Origin of the sequence: Bacillus sp. RC51 (assembly GCF_044908115.1) — a bacterium.
Lineage (GTDB): Bacteria > Bacillota > Bacilli > Bacillales > Bacillaceae_G > Bacillus_A > Bacillus_A mycoides.
Map to the genome: position 1 here is coordinate 25,048 of NZ_JBIYCW010000014.1, position 21,214 is coordinate 46,261.

The window sequence follows — 21,214 nt, forward strand, 5'->3', positions numbered from 1 at the left end:
AGAAACAACCTTTGAAATTTCATTCACCGTATTAAAAATAAATTTTAAAATTCATAAAGGAAATATAAAGTAGGTTGTTGTATATGTACGATAACAGGAAACTTTTCACATACTAAACATATACTTTAAATAAACCGACAGTCGGTCCGTAGGAAGGAGTACATGAATGAGGATCGTAAAAGAATATGGGGAGCGTAGAAATGAAATTTTAGAAACTGCTGAACGTTTGTTTGTTACAAAAGGGTATACGAAAACTACAGTAAATGACATTTTAAAAGAGATTGGTATAGCAAAGGGGACGTTTTATCATTATTTTAAGTCGAAAGAAGAAGTAATGGATGAAATTATTATGAGGATTATTAAAGCGGATGTTGCTAAAGCGAAAGCAATTGTCTCTAACCCTAATATCCCAGTTTTGGATAAGTTATTTCGAGTTTTAATGGAACAATCACCAAAATCAGGAGATGTAAAAGATAAAATGATTGAACAATTTCATCAGCCAAATAATGCGGAAATGCATCAAAAAAGTATAGTACAATCAATTATTCATTTATCTCCTGTTTTAGCAGAGATTTTAGAACAAGGAATCGCTGAAGGCATATTTTCTACGCCATACCCACAAGAAACGATTGAATTATTACTCTCTTCAGCACAAGTCATATTTGATGAGGGTTTATTCCAGTGGAAGCCGGAAGAAATGATGAGGAGGGCTAAAGCTTATATCAAAATGATGGAAGCATCTGTTGGAGCGAAAGAGGGAGCCTTTGATTACATGGTGGAGGTTTTAATCAAACAGAAATAGTAATTTTCTGTTTGGATATTATCGACCGGCAGTCGGTCTGAATCGAATGAAAGGTGTGATAAGTATGTCAGCTAGTATAAGGTCTTCGATGAAAGATTTTCACTTAATGGTGAGTGGACAAATCATTACTATTTTAGGTTCAACACTTTTACGTTTTGCCCTGTCATTATATGTGCTAGATATAACAGGGCGTGCTGATATATTCGCAGGATTATATGCGGTAACGAGTATTCCGTTTTTACTAGCTCCTCTCGGCGGAGCGATAGCAGATCGTTTCAATCGCCGTAATTTAATGGTTATTTTTGACTTTATCAACGCTGCGATTGTATTAAGCTTTATAGTTTTGTTATTTACTGGACCTGTATCTATTATATTGATTGGAACAATTATGTTTTTACTAGCAGTCGTTAGTGCAATGTATTCACCTGTTGTAATGGCGAGTATTCCGCAATTAGTTCCAGAGAATAAGTTAGAGCAAGCGAACGGTATCGTAAATGGTGTGCAAGCATTGTCAAATATAGTTGCTCCTGTATTAGGAGGAATACTGTACGGCATAATTGGTTTGAAAATGCTCGTAATAATAAGTTGCCTTGCTTTCTTTTTATCTGCGATTTTAGAAATGTTTATTAAAATACCTTTTATAAAAAGAGCACGAGAAAGCCATATAATACCGACAATTGTAAAGGATATGAAAGAAGGATTTATATATGTTTTAAAACAACCATTTATTTTGAAATCTATGCTTTTAGCTGCATTACTAAATTTAATACTTACACCGCTATTTGTTGTTGGTGCTCCAATTATTATACGAGTAACAATGGAAAGTAGCGACACGTTATACGGAATTGGAATGGGATTGATCGATTTTGCTACTATTTTGGGTGCATTATCAATAGGTTTTTTTGCGAAAAAACTACAGATGAAAACATTGTATTACTGGATGCTTTTAATAGCTTTATTAGTACTACCAATGGCACTATCAGTTACGCCAGTTATTCTTAATTTAGGATACTATCCACCATTTATCCTCTTTATACTTTCTTCTATTCTAATTGCAATGATCGTGACAATTGTATCCATCTATGTGATTACTGTAGTCCAAAAGAAAACACCAAATGAAAACCTAGGAAAAGTAATGGCAATTATAACAGCAGTATCTCAATGTATGGCACCAATTGGGCAAGTCATTTATGGTTTTATGTTTGAAGGATTCAGTATGAAAATTTATTTACCTATATTAGTTATTAGTTTCATAATGATAATAATAGCGATAGTGACGAAGAAAATATTATGGAATGAAGGGAACTAGCTCCATATGATTAGGAGAATGTTAAAAAGAGATTTCTCTCAAAATAAAATGATAATTACCATTCTATTTATGTTTATCATGTTATCAAGTCTTTTAATCGCAAGTGCTTCAAGTAACGTTATAAATCTATTGAACTCAACGGATCAATTGTTTAAAGCATCAGACGCACCGCACTTCGTACAAATGCATGCCGGAGAAATGAACCAAAAGTCAATTGATTCATTTGTAGCGCAAACTCCTTTTGTAAAAAAACAACAAACAGCAGAGATGGTTCAAATAGGCGGATCTAACATTTTTATAAAGAAGAAAAATCAAGCGGAACATAATAGTGTTATGGACATTAGCTTCGTTAAGCAAAATACTATTTTTGACTTTTTATTAGATTTAAATAATGAATTGATAGATGTTAGGAAAGGGGAAATAGGTGTACCAATTTATTATATGCAAAAATATAATTTGCGTATTGGAGATAAAATAAGGCTTGTGAAAAATAATAATGAGCTAGAATTTACTATTTCGGCATTTGTTCGTGATGTTCAAATGAACCCATCACTTGTTAGTTCAAAACGATTTGTAATAAGCGATGAAGACTTCGAAAGAATAAAGGGGAATTTTGGAGAAAGTGAATATCTTATTGAATTCCAGCTAACAGATTTAAATAAAATAAATGATTTTGAAACTTTATACCAGTCATCAAACTTACCTCAAAAAGGTCCCTCTATTACGTATTCACTCTTTAAAACACTCAATTCATTAACAGATGGAATAATAGCTGCAGTGCTGATCATTATAAGTGCATTATTAATGCTAATCGCGATTTTATGTATTAGATTTACGATTATGACTTCAATGGAAGAAGATTATCGGGAAATTGGTGTTATGAAAGCTATAGGCATTCAAAGTAAAGATATTCAAAAACTATATGTAACAAAATATGTTGTTATTTCAGCTATCGGATGTATATGTGGATATATCCTTTCGTTATTTGTTACAAAAATATTTACCTCTAACATCGCACTTTATATGGGGACAGCTAATAAAAGTATTTTATATTATGTTGTGCCATTGATAGTCACAACATTGTTATTTCTAGCCGTTATCCTTTTTTGCCGCATCATTTTGCGGAATTTCAGGAGAATTACAGCAATAGACGCTTTACGATCAAGAGATAAACTAGGAAAAAGAAAGATTAGAAGATTTTTTTCTCTCTATCAAACTAAAATTACAAATGTAAATATATTTATTGGTATACAAGATGTAGTGAAACGATTTAAGTTATATCGAGTATTAAGTATCGTTTTAATTATTGCAGTGTTCATGATTGTTGTACCAGTTAACTTTTTGTACACGATTCAGTCACCGCAATTTGTTAATTATATGGGAACAGGAAAGAGTGATATACGAATAGATTTACAGCAATCTGAAAATATAGAAAAACGGTTTAATGACGTTATATCGTATGTCGGAAACGATGAAGAGGTAGAAAAATATGCAGCATTTGTAACGAGTACATTTAAAATGGTGAAAGCTGATGGTACACATGAAAACTTAAATGTAGAAGTGGGAGATTTCGCCCAATTTCCAATAGAATATGTTAAAGGTATGGCACCAAAAAATGAAAAAGAGATCGCTCTCTCTTATATGAACGCAAATGAATTAAAAAAGAATATAGGGGATGAAATCGTTTTATTTGTAGAAGGAAAAGAGAAAATGCTAACTATTAGTGGTATATATCAAGATGTAACGAATGGAGGAAAAACAGCTAAAGCGAGTTTTTCTTATAATAAAGAAAATATATTATGGTACGTAGTAAATGTAGATATGAAACCCAAAGTGAATCTACAAGAAAAAGTGAAGGAGTATAAACAAAATTTTAATTCTGCAAAAATAACAGATACGGATAATTATTTATCTCAAACTTTAGGAGAGACAATTAAACAATTAAGACTCGTGACACAAGTGGCAATTTTGATTGCTATATTGATATCGGTTTTAATAACTGCGATGTTTTTTAAAATGTTATTGGTAAAAGATTCTTCGCAAATATTAATTATGAAAAGTATCGGCTTTTCCTACAAAGATATTCGTATACAATATGTTACTCGTTCTATCTCTATAGTATTAGTAGGTATTTTAACAGGGACATTTATAGCTGCTACGTTTGGAGAAACACTAATAAGCTGGTTAGGTTCATTTATGGGAGCAGCTCACATAAAGTTTGTTGTTAATCCGATCATTTCTTATGTAATATGTCCAGCTATTTTATTTATATCTGTGACCGTAGCAACACTTTTCAGTAGTTTTACAGTGAAACAAACAAATGATTAAAGCTAAATGGGGAGTAGGAGGTGTGTAATTTGAAAAAAATTTTAGAAGTAAAACAATTAAATAAAAAATACGAAATGGATGGAAATAAAACTTACCATATGTTAAAAAATATAAATTTAGAGATTTATGAGGGAGAGTTTATATCGGTTATGGGACCTTCTGGTTCAGGGAAATCGACGTTACTATATAATATTAGCGGAATGGATCAAATGTCATCAGGAAGTGTGAAAGTTGATAGTAAAGAAATAACATGTATGAAAGAAGAAGTGTTAGCAAAATTACGACTCAGCGAAATGGGATTTATTTTTCAACAGAGCAATCTTCTTAGAAATTTGAATCTTTTTGATAATATAGTTTTGCCTGCGTATTTAGCAAAATTTGAGAGCAGGAAAATAATAAATAAACGTGCACTTGAATTGATGAAAAAAACGGGAATTAGTCAAATTGCAACTAATAATATAACTGAAGCATCAGGAGGAGAATTACAAAGGGTATCTATTTGTAGAGCACTCATAAATAAACCTAATATTATTTTTGCTGACGAGCCAACGGGTGCTTTGAATTTAAAAGCGACAGAAGAGGTAATGGATATTTTAGCAAATATAAACCGTATGGGAACTACAATTTTGCTAGTTACTCATGACGTAAAGGTAGCAGCTAAAACAGAAAGAGTTCTTTTTATGGTGGACGGGGAAATTGTTAGCGAAATACAGATGGGTAAGTATAGAGACGATGATTTGAAAGTGCGAGAAGAGCAGTTGTTAAAATGGTTAACCGTACTTGGATTTTAAAGAGATAATATTTTTGACTCCTATTGAATATAGGAGTTTTTTCTTTGTTTGAAAGTTCAAAAAGAGATATAATAATTTTCTGACTATTGATTATGGAGGGGTATAAATGAAAAATGAAACGTTACGTACACAAGAAGATATATTAAAAATGCTTGATTCATTATTAAGACCTGCAGAACCATTTTGGAATGAATTTTATGTGAATAGAGAAAAAGATGTTCCGTTTTTTGAAAATGTTCCAGATGAGAATCTAGTTTCGTATATACAAAAAGAGAGTGTTTCAAAAGGGAAAGTATTAGAACTTGGATGTGGTCCAGGAAGAAACGCAATTTATTTAGCGAATGAGGGATTTGATGTAACAGCAGTAGATTTATCTATAGAAGGTATTAATTGGGCGAAAGAGAGAGCATTAGAAAACGGAATAGAAATACAATTTGTTTGTGAATCGATTTTTAATTTGGATTTTCAAGATGAATATGATTTTGTATATGATTCCGGTTGCTTGCATCACGTTCCACCACATAGAAGAATGAATTATGTTGATCTAGTTAAAAACTCATTAAAATCGGGTGGTTATTTCGGATTAACATGTTTTGCAGCAGGTGATTTGAATGAGCGAAATGGATCGGAAATAACGGACTGGGATGTGTATAGAGGATGGAGTTTGCAAGGTGGTCTTGCATATTCAGAAGAAAAGTTAAGAGAGATATTTAAAGAATTTGAAGTAATTGAAATTAGAAAAATGAAGCAAATTGAACAACCAAATAATATGTTTGGAGAATCATTTCTTTGGACAGCATTATTTAAGAAGAAATAAAACATAGATAATTGACAAACTCATGGTTTTTATAGACAATACACTTATAAGAATATACGTTCGGTTTTATTGTCCGATGTATGTTTTGCATAAATACATAACAAGGGGATGTCTCTAAATGGGTAACACAAATCAAAAAATCACTACATTTTTAATGTTTGAGGGCAAAGCTGAGGAAGCGATGAATTTTTACACATCGCTATTTAATCAATCAGAAATTGTAAGTATCTCTCGTTATGATGAGAATGGACCAGGTAAAGAGGGAACTGTAATTCATGCAACTTTTACGCTAAATGGACAAGAGTTCATGTGTATTGATAGTTATGTAAAGCATGATTTTACATTCACTCCAGCTATGTCTCTTTATGTAACTTGTGATACGGAAGAGGAAATCGAAACCGTTTTTAATAAACTAGCACAAGATGGAAAAGTTCTTATGTCTTTAGGTTCATATCCGTTTAGTAAAAAGTTTGGCTGGTTAAATGATAAGTATGGTGTGTCTTGGCAGTTAACTCTTGCTGGAGATGAATAATTAAAATAATATGGTGACATTAACGTCATAACAAAAGGGATGATTCAAGATTAATATGTATCATCCCTTTTATTTTTTGTTTTACAAACGTCACTGGTTTTTAAAGAACGTTTCATTGTTATAACTAAAGAAGAAAGACCATCGTTATTCAATAAGATTAAAATAGATTTAGCTACCCGTTGTATTTATAACACCTTTAGGTTTGTATATAATATAAAACTGCTAATTTAATTTTTTAGCTTATCTAGTAATGGAATTCATTAACTGGAAGAAGTCTTTAAAAAGTAATTTGGATACTTTATTTGAAGGTATGGTTTACGAATTAAACAACCTTCAAAAAATATAATAGTTGAAATTTGTTGGTTTTAGAATGAAGAAATTAGGCTCAATATACCAACTAAATTATTCATAATTGAGTTGTGGTATAATTTACATACAGGGGGAAAGTAGATGACACAACATAAAGAAGAGCAAATGAATGAGGCATTAGCATTATTTTACTTTGCATATAAAACTTTTACAGAAAAACCAGATGAAATAATAAAAGAGTATAGTATACAGCGTGTACATCATAGAATTCTGTTTTTTATCGCTCGTTTTCCAGGGCTTAGTGTAAATGAGCTGTTATCACTTTTAGAAATAAGTAAACAAGCTCTTCACGGACCGTTGCGCCAACTGTTAGATAAAGGACTTATTGAGAGTAATGAAGCTGCACATGATCGTCGTGTGAAACAGCTGTCTTTAACAGAAGAAGGAACAGACTTAGAGAAAAAACTGAGCGATGTTCAAAGAGAACAAATGGGAGCTATTTTCTCACAGTTTGGCGAATCGTGTGAAGAAAATTGGCATCAAGTTATGAATGAAATGGCAAATAGCCGTTCAGGATTTGATGCATGGACGTCTAAGCGTGAAATACCAGTAGAATAAAAGATAGAAACAGTATCTTGTTTTGTAGTTTGGAAAATCAAAAATTTTTATCTGTATATTTGGCAACTATGGATAAAAAATTCACATTGCCAAAAACTTTATATGTGTACGTATTGAAATTTTAAAATTCATATTTCCGAGAGGGGAATTATAATGATAAAACTTGTACTCATTCGTCACGGACAAAGTTTGTGGAATCTTGAAAATCGATTTACAGGATGGACAGATGTGGATTTATCAAAGAATGGATTAAGTGAAGCGAGAGAAGCAGGAACAATATTAAAAAAGAATGGATATACATTTGATGTTGCGTATACCTCGGTACTAAAACGAGCAATTCGTACATTATGGATTGTACTGCATGAAATGGATCTCACTTGGGTCCCTATACATAACTCATGGAAGTTGAATGAACGCCACTATGGTGCACTACAAGGATTGAATAAAGACGAAACTGCAAAAAAATATGGAGATGAACAAGTTCATATTTGGAGAAGAAGTATAGATGTGAGACCGCCTGCACTTACTGAAGATGATCCTCGATATGAGGCGAACAATCCAAGATATAAAACGTTAAAAAAAGATGAATTCCCATTGACTGAATGTTTAGAGGATACGGAGAAAAGAGTAGTTGATTATTGGCATTCAGAAATTGCATCGTCATTAAAAAGTGGTGAGAAAGTAATTATTTCATCGCACGGTAATACAATTCGTTCGCTAGTGAAATACTTAGACAACCTTTCAAGTGATGGTGTGGTTTCATTAAATATTCCAACTAGCATTCCGCTTGTTTATGAGTTAGATGAAAAATTACGTCCGATTCGTCATTATTACTTAAGTATGGATGGAGAAGTACCTGAAGGGGAAATTCCGAAACATATTTCTTTTTAACATGAAAATTTGAAACGCATGCTTGTCTACATATACAATGTAGATTCATGATAAAGTGAAACTTTAATCAGTGGAGGGTGTTCATCCCGCACTGATTATTAGCCTTCACCAATCGGGCTTTTATGGGCAGTTGATCCCGCACCTAACGTCTTTGCTTTCGCTGAATTTTGAGGTGGGGGGCTTACTGCTCGTTAATGCGGGATAAAAGACGTGGCCTGCTTCTAATGTATATGCGATGTTGCTAACTTTAGAAGGTTGTCCACGTCTTTTGTCATAAAGAGAGCTGTTTGTGCATGTAATGGTATCGTGAGTAGTTTTGGAATGGAGGGTGATGTGATTGACGATCTCTAACATTCGAATTGGCTTATTTATTTTAGCAATCGTTTTTATTGTTCTTGTTTTCTTTTATTGGAGAAATGAAGAGTTGTACGAGGAGAAGAAACAACGAATTCGAAAAACGTGGTACGGTTTGTTCATAACATCAGTCACAGTTTATTTCACGATAAAAGGAATAGATTTAACCCTCTGGAAAAATCTTTTAATGTTTACTGCGATGGTAATTTTCGTTGATATTGCATTCATTTTGACACCAAATATTTCAGAAATATGGGGCGCAAAATTCAGCGATATTGGAAAGACGGTCCAATCAATTAAAAGGTCATTAATTGCTTCAAAAGCAAGGGGAGAAATATATACGACAATTATTCAAAATGTGAATCCAACAGCCTTTGGGACAATGGAATGGCATACGGAAGAGGAATATACAAAAAGCTTAAACACATTTTTAGATTCATATGGGGAAAAGATTGGTGCGAAAATTGTTGTATTTGAAGCGGTGAAGGAATTAAATACAAACTTTCGTGGTATCCGCTCTCAATTTAGTATTATGGTTCCATTAGAACACATCGAGCAATTGAATGAGCAGAAAGCGGTGCAAGTAGAAAATGTCGGAATTATACCAGCAAAAATAGTTAGTGATGTTTTCATTGTTATTGATGGGAAGAAAAATAACCTTCAAGATCGAGATTTTGAAAATGTATATAATTTAACAATTCATCATAGTTATTTTAGTAAATGAGGACAGAATCTTTTTCTGTCCTTTTCACCTATACATAAAGGGAGAACAAATTCAGACAAGCTTGTATAAAATTGGACAATCATTCCTACACTAGCACGTAGAGGTGATTGTAGTGATAAAAGATTATGACAATGATTTTTTTAAAGAAGATAATGAAGATACAACAGATTTCTCTTTAATAAAAGGAGATACTTTGCAGCAAGTAGAAGAGTTAGAAGAAGAATTAAAAAGAAAATGATACGTGTACACTCTGTCTGCATTTGCTATATAATATAAATAAAAGGTTGTATCTTTTTGAAAAGGGGGAGAAGAGATGGCAGAAGTAAATGCTCAAAAATCTTCGTTTTTTAAAACTAAAAAAGAAGAATCAAATACAGATTTCTCTCTTGTGAAAGGTGCATTAACAGAAAATATAAATCGTTTAGAAAAACTTATGGATAGTAATAGTTCGAAATATACTCGAGTGAAAAAAATACAGGAAAATGCATAAGAGCATTTTCCTGTATTTTTTATTTTGCATTAAACTTTTCTTTTACTTTTAAAGGTAAATCCGCTTTTTGAATTTCTTCATAGGATTTTACTTCAATCGATGATATTTCATTTTTATCTTTATTTTCTTGGTCTACATAAATGCACAAAAATGCCTTTTCATTTAATTTTTGATCGTTTGATTGTTTTTTACTTCTAAATGTAATTTGTTTTCTTACTCCATCTTCATCATATGCCGGCAATGTGTAGTTCCGTAAGTTTCTACCTTCTATCTTTTCAATAAACCCTTCACCTTTTATCTGTACGTAATATACATCCTTACCGATTCTATTTAGAGAAGCTCTTTCGCACCCGATAGTTAAGTTGCAAAATAATAAACTTAGTGTAATAACAGATAAAAATTTTTTCATTTTCATTATCTCCTTTAAATTATGTATTTAAAGTATGCGGTTATTTTTTAAATAGAAAAATCGATTTTGATTACAGCACTCTTACAATCTTGTAAGAGTATAGCTTATTTACAATAAATTAAAAAATATGAGGATGGAATGAATAGGTTATAATGAATTTTTGAAATCTTAAAATAAAAGTAAAATAATGAATCATGGTATAATAATAAAGGACGTACATATTATTTTGTCAATTGGAGAGGAGCTTAAAAATGTATTCTACTTTAGAACAATTAACAAAGCACCCTGTATTTTATCATTTTGCAGAAATTTCAAAGATTCCTAGAGGATCAGGTAATGAAAAAGAAATTAGTGATTACTTAGTGAGTTTCGCAAAGGAACGTAATTTAGAAGTTATTCAAGACGAAGCGTTAAATGTCATTATAAAAAAAGAAGCTACTTCTGGTTATGAGAATGTTCCAGCTATTATCATTCAGGGGCACTCTGATATGGTGTGTGAAAAAAACCAAGCGACAGTTCATGATTTTGAGAAAGATCCAATTGAATTAAGGATTATTGGAGATATGTTATATGCAAACGAAACTACTTTAGGTGCTGATAATGGTATTGCCGTTGCATATGCATTAGCATTATTGGATTCAACAGACATCCCGCATCCAGCTTTAGAAGTTGTTATTACAACTGAAGAAGAAACGACAATGGGCGGTGCATTCGCTGTTGATTCAAATCATTTTGACGGAAAAATATTTATTAATATTGATTCTGAAGAAGATCATAAATTACTAGTGAGTAGCGCAGGTGGTGCGAAAGCAGTTGAAACGATTTCAGTGATTTGGGATGAAGCGTCAGTAGATATGGACACATACCGACTATATGTTGGGGGACTTAAAGGTGGACATTCTGGTTTGGAAATTGATAAACAACGCGGTAATGCGAATAAAGTATTAGGACGAGTTTTACGTGATTTATCACTTCACATTCAGTTTAATATGAGTGAAGTTCATGGCGGCTTAAAAACAAATGCAATTCCGCGTGAAAGTGTAGCTACAATTTTATTACGTGCAGAAGATGTACAGCAAGTAGAAGAAAAACTAAAATCATGGACACGTATGTTACAAGAAGAGCTACGTGCTGTTGATCCGGATGTTCATGTTTCACTTACAAAAGTAGAAGAAAAGGCGGAAAAAGTCTTTTCTAAAGAAACACAAAAACAGCTTATTTCTTCATTATTCTTAATTCCAAATGGTATACAAAGTATGAGCATGGATATTAAAGGTCTTGTAGAAAGCTCAACTAATTTAGGAGTTATTCAAACACTGCAAGATGAGATTAAATTACGAAGCGAAGTGAGAAGTTCTGTAAGTAGCTTAAAACAACATATTGTAGATGAAATTAAGTATATTGCGGAATTAGTAGGGGCAACATTTGAAAAAGAGTCTGAATATCCAGAGTGGCCATATAATCCTAATTCGCCTATCCGTAATTTATTCGAAAAAGTGCACCAAGAAAAATACAGCAAAGATGCTGAAATCTTCGCAGTACATGCAGGAATTGAGTGCAGTGTATTTGTTCAAAAAATGCCTGAGTTAGATGCTATTTCATTCGGTCCAGATATCTTTAATGTTCACACTCCAGATGAACATATTAGTATTTCTTCTGTTGTGAATAACTGGGGATTTTTCGTTGATGTAATGCAGGGAACGAAAGAATTAGCTAAGTAATAAAAGACGGAATAAAAAGCAGCCTAAATTTATAGGTTGCTTTTTTGTATAGAATTTTATGTGAAGCAAAATAATGGCAAGAAATTTACCTATTGTTGATTTAAAATAAAGTTTGATAAAAAGATCTATTTTGCAGAGTATCTCTTTCTTCAACAATCGGGCCATTTAATTGAATAAGACTACACAAAAAAGTCGCTTTCCCTTACCTAAGAAAAGCGACTTTTTAGATTGGTTTTCCCCTTATTATCAAGCTTTTTACTTTAAGTTCCTTTGACTAATAAGGTTTACTTCAGTAAAATAAGGTATATTATATTTGTTGAATAGATTCTCTTTAAAGACAAGAAAAGTAGGTGAACAAAGTGGGGAAATATCAATTGGATTACAAAGGTCAGGCAGCTGTGGCAAAGTTTCATGAAAAACAGACGCCTGCCAAATTTGATAAAAAGCAGCAACTTGAAAAATTGCGTGCGGAGTATTTGAAAAAGAAGCAAAAACAAACAGATAAATAATACGTTATGTTTTTCTGAATTTTCTTTATGTAATGCAAACAAACACAAGAAAATAGGTAAGTTATTCATCGTTCAAATATATACAGGCTATTTTTTCAAACCTCTTACTTAATGAACTAAAAAGTCGATTCCTTGAGATGGAAATCGGCTTTTTTAATAAGTGACATTTCCTTAGCGTTGTAAATCCGCATTTTCCTGACGCTATCCCAAGAAGTAATTGAGGATAATGTATCTACCACAGTCGGGCGCTTTAATTGAGTGATGTTCACAAAAATCATCAAAATTTTTTATAAAAGGATGATTCAATTGAATATAGAAAAAGCGTGTTTTGATCAATCTTTTTTTCAAAACACGCTTTTTCTATTCGCTCTTTTATCAAGGTTTATTAAGTTAAGTTAATCAAACTTTATTCAAAAGCTACACCTATGTAAAAGTGCTGCTGTAATATTATATCCTCTTGATAAGGAGAAAGTATTACTACACAAGTGTCATGTGAATTTCATGTACCGTAATTTAAATAAAAAAATAAAGAGTTTCAAAAAAATATAAAATGGTTTTCTTGTCCGCATTCTCGGATTTATTATAACTTGGTTAATTTGACTTGTGTAATTTATTACGTTATGATTTTTCATTATAACTGAAAGGCTTGAAGATAATGATTCGTCGTTTGAAAAAGTTTAAAAATGTCGCTGTCGTATTAAGCTTCTAAGGAAATTGCAAAAATCTACAATACTTAGAAGCGAGGAATATAGTTATGAAGCATCCATTATTTAATCATTGGTCTGAAACAAAGTATTTAAAAGATATAGTAACAAATCCACTCATTGAAGTAGGAGAGTACTCCTATTATTCAGGGTATTATGGAAATCAAAATTTTGAAGATGGTTGTGTAAGGTATTTATGGGGCGATGCTAAGTCCCAAACACTTTTCAATCCAATTGAACAGATGGGTTGGCATCTTGATAAGCTCATTATTGGAAATTATGTTTGTATTGCAAGTGGAGTTGTCATTCTAATGGGTGGGAATCATAATCATCACGCTGAATGGATTACAGTGTATCCATTCGCTGAGCAAATCGGACAATCTTATGAACCGAAGGGTGATACAGTCATTAAAAGTGATGCCTGGATTGGTATGAATGCTACAATAATGCCTGGCGTTACAATCGGTGAAGGTGCAATCGTTGCGGCAGGATCTGTCGTATGTAAAGATGTTCCGCCATATACAATAGTGGGCGGTAATCCTGCTAAGGAAATAAAAAAACGGTTCACTGATACAGAAATTAATATGCTAATGGAAATGCGTTGGTTTGATTGGGATAGAGAATTGATTAAGAAGGCAATTCCTCTTTTATCTAGTCCAGCCATTGAACCATTATTTGATTTTTATAAAAATGAAGTAAAAAATAAATAAATCAGCTAGAAAAACTACATTCAATATAGGATGTAGTTTTTTTATTATTTGTACTAGAAACAATTATGAAATAATCTCCCCATTATGGTTTAGTTTTTATAAATTATCTTAAGAAAGATTAAGAAATATAACCAGTAGTTCTTAATATGTTTTATTTATAATTCAAATGATTGCACAAAATTGTTTCTTCATTTTGCCTTCAAGGTGTTCCATCGCGAATTACTCGCCCGGAGGTAGAAAAGGTAGTTTATATGTTAGAAGTTTCAGCGATACTCTAAAAGCATCCACCTGAAGTATCTAGTGGGCAGCAACATGTGTACTTGTGCATGAGCCGGCCATTATACAGTTTATAAAATCTGCAGCAATGATTCTTTTTTTGAGATAGCGAAAATGGATTTTTTTATGCAATTCATTTTGTTTTCTTAACAAAATACCTAGTGCTTTCTTATCTTAACGGGGAACAAATTTATTACTTAGATGGTCTATTACGTGTATTCCTAAAAATGGATGTCCAAATTGAATACAATATATCCCGTTTGATATCTATTTTTATGTATTGCAAAAATATGAAAGGACTTATTATTTTGAAAAATAAAAGGATATATATTGGTGGGGTACAAGTTTAATACTTTTACAGATGAGGCATTGCAAGTGGAAACGAAAAAGAAAAAGAAACAACCCAAACGGTAGCTTATCAATCATAGAGACGTAGGAGAATATATATGATAAAACAAGTCGTAGACGTAAAAAACATTCAAAAAGTGTACGGTAAAAAAGGTGAGAATCAATCACACGCATTAAAAGGTGTTTCATTCTCGATTCAAGAGGGGGAGTTTGTTGGGATTATGGGGCCATCTGGTTCTGGCAAAACGACATTATTAAATGTAATTTCAACTCTTGATAAAGCGACAGGTGGCGTTATTGAAATTGCAGGAACGGATATTACGAAAATGAAGCAAGGTGAGCTTTCTGATTTCCGTTCGCAAAAGTTAGGATTCATTTTCCAAGACTTTAATTTATTAGAGAATTTATCTATTTACGAAAACATTGCACTTCCATTATCCCTTCAAGGTGTCCCATCACGAAAAATTGGGCCGAAAGTAGAAAAGGTAGCTGATATGTTAGGGATTGTAACAATACTTCAAAAGTACCCATCTGAAGTATCTGGTGGACAGAAACAGCGTTCAGCAGCAGCACGTGCGTTAGTGCATGAGCCTGCAATTATTTTAGGGGACGAGCCAACAGGAGCTCTTGATTCTAAAAATGCAACTAGTTTACTTAATGCGATGACAAATTTAAATAAAGAACAAGGCGTATCGATTATGATGGTTACGCATGATCCATACAGTGCAAGTTACTGTCAGCGTATTTTATTCATTCAAGATGGTGAGTTATATAAAGAAATTTTAGACGTGCTTGCAGATTTAGGCACACAAAAAGCGTAAGAAAGGAGGTTTGGGCATGTTATTTAAACTTTCCATGTCAGGGTTGAAAAGTAAATTGCAAGATTATATTGTATTACTTATTGGTCTTATTGTATCTATTTTTACTTTCTATATGTTTCAAACGCTATCACTAAATAAAGTGTTCCTTGAATCTAATGCAAACATTGGTCCTATTGTATTAATATTCCAAATAGGTTCCTCTTTATTAGCGATTGTAACATTTTTTTACATTATGTATGCAAACTCTTTCTTATTATCTCTTCGCCAAAAAGAGTTTGGTATGTATATGATGTTAGGAGCAAAAAAGTATAAAGTTACATTACTGATGTTCCTTGAAACAATTATATTAGGTGCGGCGTCACTTGTGATTGGGATTACAAGTGGTGTAGGACTTGCAGAAGGTATCGGACAGTTATTAATGAAACAATTGGAGTTGACTGGAGAAGGTTACCAAGCTTTGTACATTCCATCAATGGTCGTTACTTGCATCTTCTTCTTTGCATTATTTGTACTATCAGCAAGTATGAATAGTATTAAATTGTCACGTATTTCTATATTATAACTTGTACATGCAGGTGCACAAACAGAGCGTGGCGCGGTAAAAGGAAAAATGACAGTTGTAGTTGCATTACTTGGTCTGATTTTGTTAGGTATTGGTTATGCATCATTGCTCTATATACCACAGGCAAAAAATCTAGGAACCGTTCCTACATTAATGGCTCTTGGATTAATCGCAGCAACTGTTAGTACTTACATGTTGTTTGGATCACTTCTCCCAGTTATGATAAAAAAAATAAAAAGTAATAAAAAGCGTAGTGAAAAAGGGCTTAATGCTTTTACCTTTGCTCAATTAAACTTCCGCATTAATGGCTTAACAAATGTGCTTGCGACGGTAGCAATCTTAGTAGCCCTTGGAGCAGGTGGAATTGCGTGTGGTATGGCATTTAAAAACGACGTTTTAAAGCAGACTGATAAAGGAACAATTTACGATTCGGTAGTTCATAATCCAACAGCAGAAGAAAAGAACATTTTGAGTAGTATTTTATTTCAAGAGAAACTTGAATATCGTTACAAAGTAGATGATAAGTATGTTTATTATATAAAAGAAGAGCTAGAGAACAATCATCCTTTAGTAAAAGATAGAAAAAATGAGAAGATAATGAAAGTTTCAGAAGAGATTCCCATGGATGCATTTGCATTGTCAAGACAATGGGGTAAAGAGGATGCAAAATCAAAACAATGGAGCGACGCTTTCGAAACAATTCAGCCAAATTATATATATCCTAATCATAAAATAAAAATTGTAGATCAAAACATATACGATAGTATGAAAGGTAAAGAAAGTACTGTGTTTATTGGGAAAACAGATGATTTTGAAGCATATTTAAAAGAATGGAAAAAACTTGATGAATTACAGGTAGTTAAGTATAAAAATGTGAAATCTAAAGAGCTGTATAGTAAGTATCAACAATATATTGCAAATCAAGGTTTTTCCAGCGGACTAATGTTTATGGGGTTCTTCGTTGGAATTGCGTCTTTAGCAATGATGGCAAGTTGCTTAATGTTTAAAATTCTATCTGGTGCATCTAAAGATAGTATACGTTACCAAATGCTTCGTAAAATTGGTGTTCGCCAGGAATTATTAACACAATCGATTTATAAGGAGTTATCCTTCGTATTCTTAGTCCCAGCAATTATCGGGATTGTTCACATATTAGTTGGTATGAATATGTTTGGCCCTCTTTTAATCGATCCGTATTTTCGTATTTGGTTACCAATTGTTATTTTCATAGTGATTTACTCGATTTACTACTGGATTACAGTTCAATTGTATAAAAGAATTGTACTTCCGAAAGAAGGTTAATGTAATAATGTTATGTATACTAAGTATCATCATAATTGGCCCCCGTTATGATGAAGTGAAAAAATATCATGTAAGCAAAATAGAAAGTGGATTTGAGATACAAATATGCAGCAATGAGCGGCAGAAAGTGTTAGAAAAAAAGTAAATACAAGTAGGGGGCGCATTTCATGTATAACTTACAAGAAGATATGTATGAGCAATTAAAAGAGAAAAATACTATTCTTTCTATATCTTAATAATGAAGGGAAAAGAAGAGGGAAAATAGCATCGTTCCTACATTGAGTACTACTTTAACCTTATTTGTAGGAACTCTTGCACTATCCCCTTACAATAAAATTGAATAATCATCCAATATTAATTGTTAACTATTATCGGAATTTTGACAGGATAGAACAATTTTCAAAAAAATATCTTGTATTCATTGTGTCTATTATAGCTATTATTTAAAATTGGGTTTGCACCAAAAGAGTGTAAATAAACATAAAACTTGTAAACTTTATTCATCATAAGGATTATCGTTTTAGAAAAGGAGTGTGTGTTGAAAAAAATTTTAAAGGTAATTTTAATCTTATTAGTAATATTTATAGGAATTATGTTGGGAAGCATAATTTTAAATAAAACATATCATACAGAGTTTAAGTCTTTAGATAACACGGATCAAAACATGTTAAAAGAATTATCTACTATTTATAAGAGCTTCGAAGAATCGAGTGATAAACTTTGGAATGAAGATTATCGCTTCGAAAAAATGCCATTGGTTCTGATACGTAGTAATAAAGACGGGGGATTCTTTAGACAAGAAGCTTATGCAGTTAATGTAACGGGATTAGAAAATAGTATTTTTGCAAAGGAAATAAAAGTCTCAAATTCTCTGCATCTATCTAAAGTCTATCGCTTAACTCGTTTTGATTTTAGAACTATTTCTACCTGGATTCCTTGGAACTTTGGGACAATAAATATTAACGATATGGATGTATTTTATTTAAAATATCATCCTAAAATGTTTAGTAATCCAGATTTATATTTTGATTTTTCATCTTTCTTATTACATGAAGGTTTTCATGCTTATAAACAAAAAGATTGGACATATGATGCAAATGGTGGAGAGTCTATTCACGAATATCCGATTAATAAAGAAAATTACGCGCTAATGGGATTAGAATTTAAGCTATTAGATAAAGCAATGATTGATACGAACCCAGAAAGTATTAATCAGGCATTATATGATTGGACAATTGTACGTAACTATCGCTATAAAAAATGGCCTCAATTAATTGGAGAAACAAAAACTGAAGCAATAGAAGGTTCAGCACGATACTTAGAGTATCGTTATAGTAAATTAACTGGTGGAAATCTTATGGTACTTGCAAAGAAACAGAAGCCATATCATGTTACTTTTATGGAGGCGTTCAACTTCATTGCTAATGGACAGGCAGAATCTCCAAGGTTTTTAGAGCGGAATATGAGATATGAGACTGGTTCAGCCCTTGAATTAAGCATGGACAAAGTAAATATTCCATGGAAAGAAGCTATGGAAGATAGTGCAATCAAACAAGGAAAGACACCATATGAAGTATTAAATACGTACTTTAATATAAATAATACGCCCACAATTGAAAATAAAATCAAAGAAATTAAAGAGAACAATGACTATGAAACACTTTTAGAACAAGGAGAAAAACTGGTGAAAATAAGTAACGAGTAAAGAAAATACGATTTGAAAAAGAATTTTCTTTAAAGAGCGTATTGAAGAGGATTCTTTTTTCATTTTATAAGTTATATACACTACCGGTGTAATCAAAAAAAATTAATTAAAAGAAGGAATCTCAAAATAATTTTTTTTATTAAAAGCTAAATTTAATGAAGAAGAAAAATTATTAATTGTAAATGGATCTAAAGAAAATTTTGAACAATATTTAAGACGTTATCTTTTATATCGATTATGTTACTTTTGGTCATTCAATTGCAGGTTTACAAAAAAGAGGATAGAAATGTACCGTCTGCTTATGCTTTTAGTTGTTCAATATGAGAAAAATGTGGAGGAATCATATGGAGTCAAAAATTCTTATTGTTGATGATGATAAAGAGATTAGAAATCTTATCTCTGTATATTTGGAAAATGAAGGTCTGAAAACTCAAAAGGCAGAAGATGCTATTGAAGCGTTAGAACTGTTAGAAGAAAAGCGATTCGATCTTATTATTTTGGATGTTATGATGCCTAATATGGATGGCATTGAAGCGTGTATGAAGATTAGGGAAGAACGAAATATGCCTATTATCATGCTTTCTGCAAAATCAGAGGATATAGACAAAATTCAGGGTTTAGCCTCTGGCGCCGATGATTATTTATCAAAACCGTTTAATCCGTTGGAGTTAATCGCTAGAGTAAAATCCCAATTAAGAAGGTTTAAAAAATATAATACAAATACAGATAATGATAAAAGTGTCCTAGAAATTGGTGATTTGACCATAAATACAGATACACGTCAAGTATGGATAAGAGGCACGGAAGTAAGGCTAACTCCAAAAGAGTTTGATATACTCGAACTACTTGCTCGTAACAAAGGGATTGTTCTGAGTGTTGCAAAAATATATGAAGCAGTTTGGAAAGATGCTTTTTATAAATCGGATAATACCGTCATGGTGCATATTACAAAAATAAGAGACAAAATTGAAGAGGATTCTAAACATCCAATTTATATTAAAACTGTTTGGGGAATTGGGTACAAAATATGAAGAAGGTTAGTTTTAGAAATAAGATAATAATAAAACTTCTTGGTGCTGTTGCAGTTAGTTTTTTTGTTTCGTTTGGTTTAACAATCCTCACTTTTATATATATTATAATACCATTAAATCTAAATCACTATCTTGATGATCTTAGTACATTTGAAAATAATATACTTACATTTCTTATATTTGCGTTAGCGATCTTTACTTTTATTATCATTTTTTTAATATTGGTTCGAAAGAAAATAGTATATTTGAAGCTCATTTCTGATAATGTGAATGATATTGCCAATGGAAAACTGGGTTTGACAATTGGGATTGAGGGAAAGGATGAATTGACTCATCTTGCTCAAAATATTAATTATATGTCCAAGGAATTGGAGAATACATTTGAACAGGAAAGACAATTGGAACGTACAAAAAATGAACTCATAACCAACGTATCTCATGACTTACGCACACCGTTGACATCTATTATCGGCTATGTAGATTTATTAAAAAGAGGGCAATACGACAGTAAAGCACAATTACAGGAGTATCTCGAAACCACTTATTTAAAATCACAGAGATTGAAATATCTAATTGATGAACTATTTGAGTACACCCGTTTATCAGACATCGATGCTAAGTTAAACATTAACGAAGTTGATTTATCAGGCTTGTTGGAGCAAATAGTTGGAGAATACATTCCTATATTTGAAAAGGAAAGCTTAATCGTTCAAAAATCAATCACACAAGAAACAATACCTATCTTCATAGATGTAGAAAAAATGGTACGTGTATATGAAAATCTCTTTATGAATGCGATAAAGTACAGCATAAAACCATCCGAATTATCCGTATGTCTTGAATTAATGGATAACAAAGCAATTTTGAAAGTGTCAAATACAGTCGAGGAACCGCCTGTTAGCGATCCAAATAAATTGTTTGAAAGGTTTTTCAGGGGGGACAAGGCAAGAAAAGATGACCAGGGAAATGGTCTGGGGCTTGCTATCTCAAAAAGAATCGTTGAGCTTCATAATGGTAATATACATGCAGAATCTAAAGACGACTGGATGTCCTTTATTGTTGAACATCCAATTAAATAGAATGGCTTATGGAATTATAGGTTCCATAAGCTTTTTTTATAAAACTTAAGAATTCTTAAGAATTTTACGGGG

The 21,214-nt window shown here is 32.1% G+C and carries 18 protein-coding genes and 2 pseudogenes; 19 read left to right on the forward strand and 1 reads right to left on the reverse strand.

The features are described from left to right. Nucleotides 1-166: 166 nt before the first annotated feature. The 11 genes and pseudogenes from ABH959_RS23035 (at nucleotide 167) to spoIISB (ending at nucleotide 9,965) form a co-directional block, all read left to right on the forward strand. Nucleotides 167-802: a TetR/AcrR family transcriptional regulator gene (locus tag ABH959_RS23035; RefSeq protein ID WP_002069302.1), complete on the forward strand. Its 636-nt coding sequence runs from the start codon at nucleotides 167-169 to the stop codon at nucleotides 800-802. Nucleotides 803-848: 46 nt separating this feature from the next. Beyond that, nucleotides 849-2,111, forward strand: coding sequence for an MFS transporter (locus ABH959_RS23040; protein WP_269729734.1), 1,263 nt, complete (start codon nucleotides 849-851; stop codon nucleotides 2,109-2,111). Between the two features lie 6 nt (nucleotides 2,112-2,117). Further along, nucleotides 2,118-4,456 (forward strand): annotated as a pseudogene (locus ABH959_RS23045) (ABC transporter permease). 12 nt (nucleotides 4,457-4,468) lie between these two features. After that, nucleotides 4,469-5,230: an ABC transporter ATP-binding protein gene (locus tag ABH959_RS23050; protein WP_113936504.1), complete on the forward strand. Its 762-nt coding sequence runs from the start codon at nucleotides 4,469-4,471 to the stop codon at nucleotides 5,228-5,230. Nucleotides 5,231-5,336: 106 nt separating this feature from the next. Then, a complete protein-coding gene (locus tag ABH959_RS23055) occupies nucleotides 5,337-6,047 on the forward strand; it encodes a class I SAM-dependent methyltransferase (protein WP_113936503.1) in 711 nt (236 codons plus the stop codon). A gap of 118 nt (nucleotides 6,048-6,165) precedes the next feature. Continuing rightward, nucleotides 6,166-6,579, forward strand: coding sequence for a VOC family protein (locus ABH959_RS23060; protein ID WP_113936502.1), 414 nt, complete (start codon nucleotides 6,166-6,168; stop codon nucleotides 6,577-6,579). A gap of 450 nt (nucleotides 6,580-7,029) precedes the next feature. Then, the gene (locus ABH959_RS23065; protein WP_002017049.1) at nucleotides 7,030-7,506 is read left to right on the forward strand and encodes a MarR family winged helix-turn-helix transcriptional regulator; all 477 of its coding nucleotides are present in this window, start codon (nucleotides 7,030-7,032) and stop codon (nucleotides 7,504-7,506) included. A gap of 153 nt (nucleotides 7,507-7,659) precedes the next feature. After that, on the forward strand, nucleotides 7,660-8,397 hold the full coding sequence (gene gpmA / locus ABH959_RS23070) for a 2,3-diphosphoglycerate-dependent phosphoglycerate mutase (protein ID WP_113936501.1): 738 nt from the start codon (nucleotides 7,660-7,662) through the stop codon (nucleotides 8,395-8,397). 337 nt (nucleotides 8,398-8,734) lie between these two features. After that, complete coding sequence (locus ABH959_RS23075) at nucleotides 8,735-9,475, forward strand: type II toxin-antitoxin system SpoIISA family toxin (RefSeq protein ID WP_113936499.1); 741 nt, start codon at nucleotides 8,735-8,737, stop codon at nucleotides 9,473-9,475. A 112-nt stretch (nucleotides 9,476-9,587) separates the two neighbouring features. After that, nucleotides 9,588-9,713: a hypothetical protein gene (locus tag ABH959_RS23080; RefSeq protein ID WP_000588712.1), complete on the forward strand. Its 126-nt coding sequence runs from the start codon at nucleotides 9,588-9,590 to the stop codon at nucleotides 9,711-9,713. A 75-nt stretch (nucleotides 9,714-9,788) separates the two neighbouring features. Further along, nucleotides 9,789-9,965, forward strand: coding sequence for a stage II sporulation protein SB (spoIISB, locus tag ABH959_RS23085; protein ID WP_172798766.1), 177 nt, complete (start codon nucleotides 9,789-9,791; stop codon nucleotides 9,963-9,965). 19 nt (nucleotides 9,966-9,984) lie between these two features. Here the strand turns inward: spoIISB and ABH959_RS23090 are convergent, their stop codons facing one another. Further along, nucleotides 9,985-10,374: a YxeA family protein gene (locus ABH959_RS23090; RefSeq protein ID WP_033733970.1), complete on the reverse strand. Its 390-nt coding sequence runs from the start codon at nucleotides 10,372-10,374 to the stop codon at nucleotides 9,985-9,987. Between the two features lie 251 nt (nucleotides 10,375-10,625). On the opposite strand from ABH959_RS23090, the gene ABH959_RS23095 reads away from it, so the two are divergent. The 8 genes and pseudogenes from ABH959_RS23095 to ABH959_RS23130 all read left to right on the forward strand — a co-directional run bounded on the left by ABH959_RS23095 (nucleotide 10,626) and on the right by ABH959_RS23130 (nucleotide 21,142). Next, nucleotides 10,626-12,095 (forward strand): aminoacyl-histidine dipeptidase, encoded by a 1,470-nt coding sequence (locus tag ABH959_RS23095; protein WP_016102002.1) that lies wholly within the window; start codon nucleotides 10,626-10,628, stop codon nucleotides 12,093-12,095. A gap of 359 nt (nucleotides 12,096-12,454) precedes the next feature. After that, a complete protein-coding gene (locus ABH959_RS23100; protein WP_002069316.1) occupies nucleotides 12,455-12,604 on the forward strand; it encodes a hypothetical protein in 150 nt (49 codons plus the stop codon). 754 nt (nucleotides 12,605-13,358) lie between these two features. Continuing rightward, complete coding sequence (locus tag ABH959_RS23105) at nucleotides 13,359-14,018, forward strand: CatB-related O-acetyltransferase (RefSeq protein WP_113936498.1); 660 nt, start codon at nucleotides 13,359-13,361, stop codon at nucleotides 14,016-14,018. 722 nt (nucleotides 14,019-14,740) lie between these two features. Next, a complete protein-coding gene (locus ABH959_RS23110) occupies nucleotides 14,741-15,463 on the forward strand; it encodes an ABC transporter ATP-binding protein (RefSeq protein WP_404455278.1) in 723 nt (240 codons plus the stop codon). 16 nt (nucleotides 15,464-15,479) lie between these two features. Beyond that, a pseudogene (locus ABH959_RS23115) lies at nucleotides 15,480-17,327 on the forward strand (FtsX-like permease family protein). A 538-nt stretch (nucleotides 17,328-17,865) separates the two neighbouring features. Further along, the gene (locus ABH959_RS23120) at nucleotides 17,866-19,032 is read left to right on the forward strand and encodes a hypothetical protein (protein ID WP_113936496.1); all 1,167 of its coding nucleotides are present in this window, start codon (nucleotides 17,866-17,868) and stop codon (nucleotides 19,030-19,032) included. Between the two features lie 344 nt (nucleotides 19,033-19,376). Next, nucleotides 19,377-20,063: a response regulator transcription factor gene (locus ABH959_RS23125; RefSeq protein ID WP_113936495.1), complete on the forward strand. Its 687-nt coding sequence runs from the start codon at nucleotides 19,377-19,379 to the stop codon at nucleotides 20,061-20,063. After that, nucleotides 20,060-21,142 carry a HAMP domain-containing sensor histidine kinase gene (locus tag ABH959_RS23130; RefSeq protein ID WP_404493221.1) on the forward strand — a complete coding sequence of 361 codons (1,083 nt, stop codon included), beginning with the start codon at nucleotides 20,060-20,062 and terminating at the stop codon, nucleotides 21,140-21,142. Before ABH959_RS23125 ends, ABH959_RS23130 begins: the two co-directional genes overlap by 4 nt. Nucleotides 21,143-21,214 lie beyond the last annotated feature (72 nt).

Bases quoted from the DNA above. Each gene is read 5' to 3' on its own strand.
- ABH959_RS23035 (WP_002069302.1), top strand. From the start codon at position 167: ATGAGGATCGTAAAAGAATATGGGGAGCGTAGAAATGAAATTTTAGAA.
- ABH959_RS23040 (WP_269729734.1), top strand. From the start codon at position 849: ATGAAAGGTGTGATAAGTATGTCAGCTAGTATAAGGTCTTCGATGAAA.
- ABH959_RS23055 (WP_113936503.1), top strand. From the start codon at position 5,337: ATGAAAAATGAAACGTTACGTACACAAGAAGATATATTAAAAATGCTT.
- ABH959_RS23060 (WP_113936502.1), top strand. From the start codon at position 6,166: ATGGGTAACACAAATCAAAAAATCACTACATTTTTAATGTTTGAGGGC.
- ABH959_RS23065 (WP_002017049.1), top strand. From the start codon at position 7,030: ATGACACAACATAAAGAAGAGCAAATGAATGAGGCATTAGCATTATTT.
- gpmA (WP_113936501.1), top strand. From the start codon at position 7,660: ATGATAAAACTTGTACTCATTCGTCACGGACAAAGTTTGTGGAATCTT.
- spoIISB (WP_172798766.1), top strand. From the start codon at position 9,789: ATGGCAGAAGTAAATGCTCAAAAATCTTCGTTTTTTAAAACTAAAAAA.
- ABH959_RS23090 (WP_033733970.1), bottom strand. From the start codon at position 10,374: ATGAAAAAATTTTTATCTGTTATTACACTAAGTTTATTATTTTGCAAC.
- ABH959_RS23095 (WP_016102002.1), top strand. From the start codon at position 10,626: ATGTATTCTACTTTAGAACAATTAACAAAGCACCCTGTATTTTATCAT.
- ABH959_RS23105 (WP_113936498.1), top strand. From the start codon at position 13,359: ATGAAGCATCCATTATTTAATCATTGGTCTGAAACAAAGTATTTAAAA.
- ABH959_RS23110 (WP_404455278.1), top strand. From the start codon at position 14,741: ATGATAAAACAAGTCGTAGACGTAAAAAACATTCAAAAAGTGTACGGT.
- ABH959_RS23125 (WP_113936495.1), top strand. From the start codon at position 19,377: ATGGAGTCAAAAATTCTTATTGTTGATGATGATAAAGAGATTAGAAAT.
- ABH959_RS23130 (WP_404493221.1), top strand. From the start codon at position 20,060: ATGAAGAAGGTTAGTTTTAGAAATAAGATAATAATAAAACTTCTTGGT.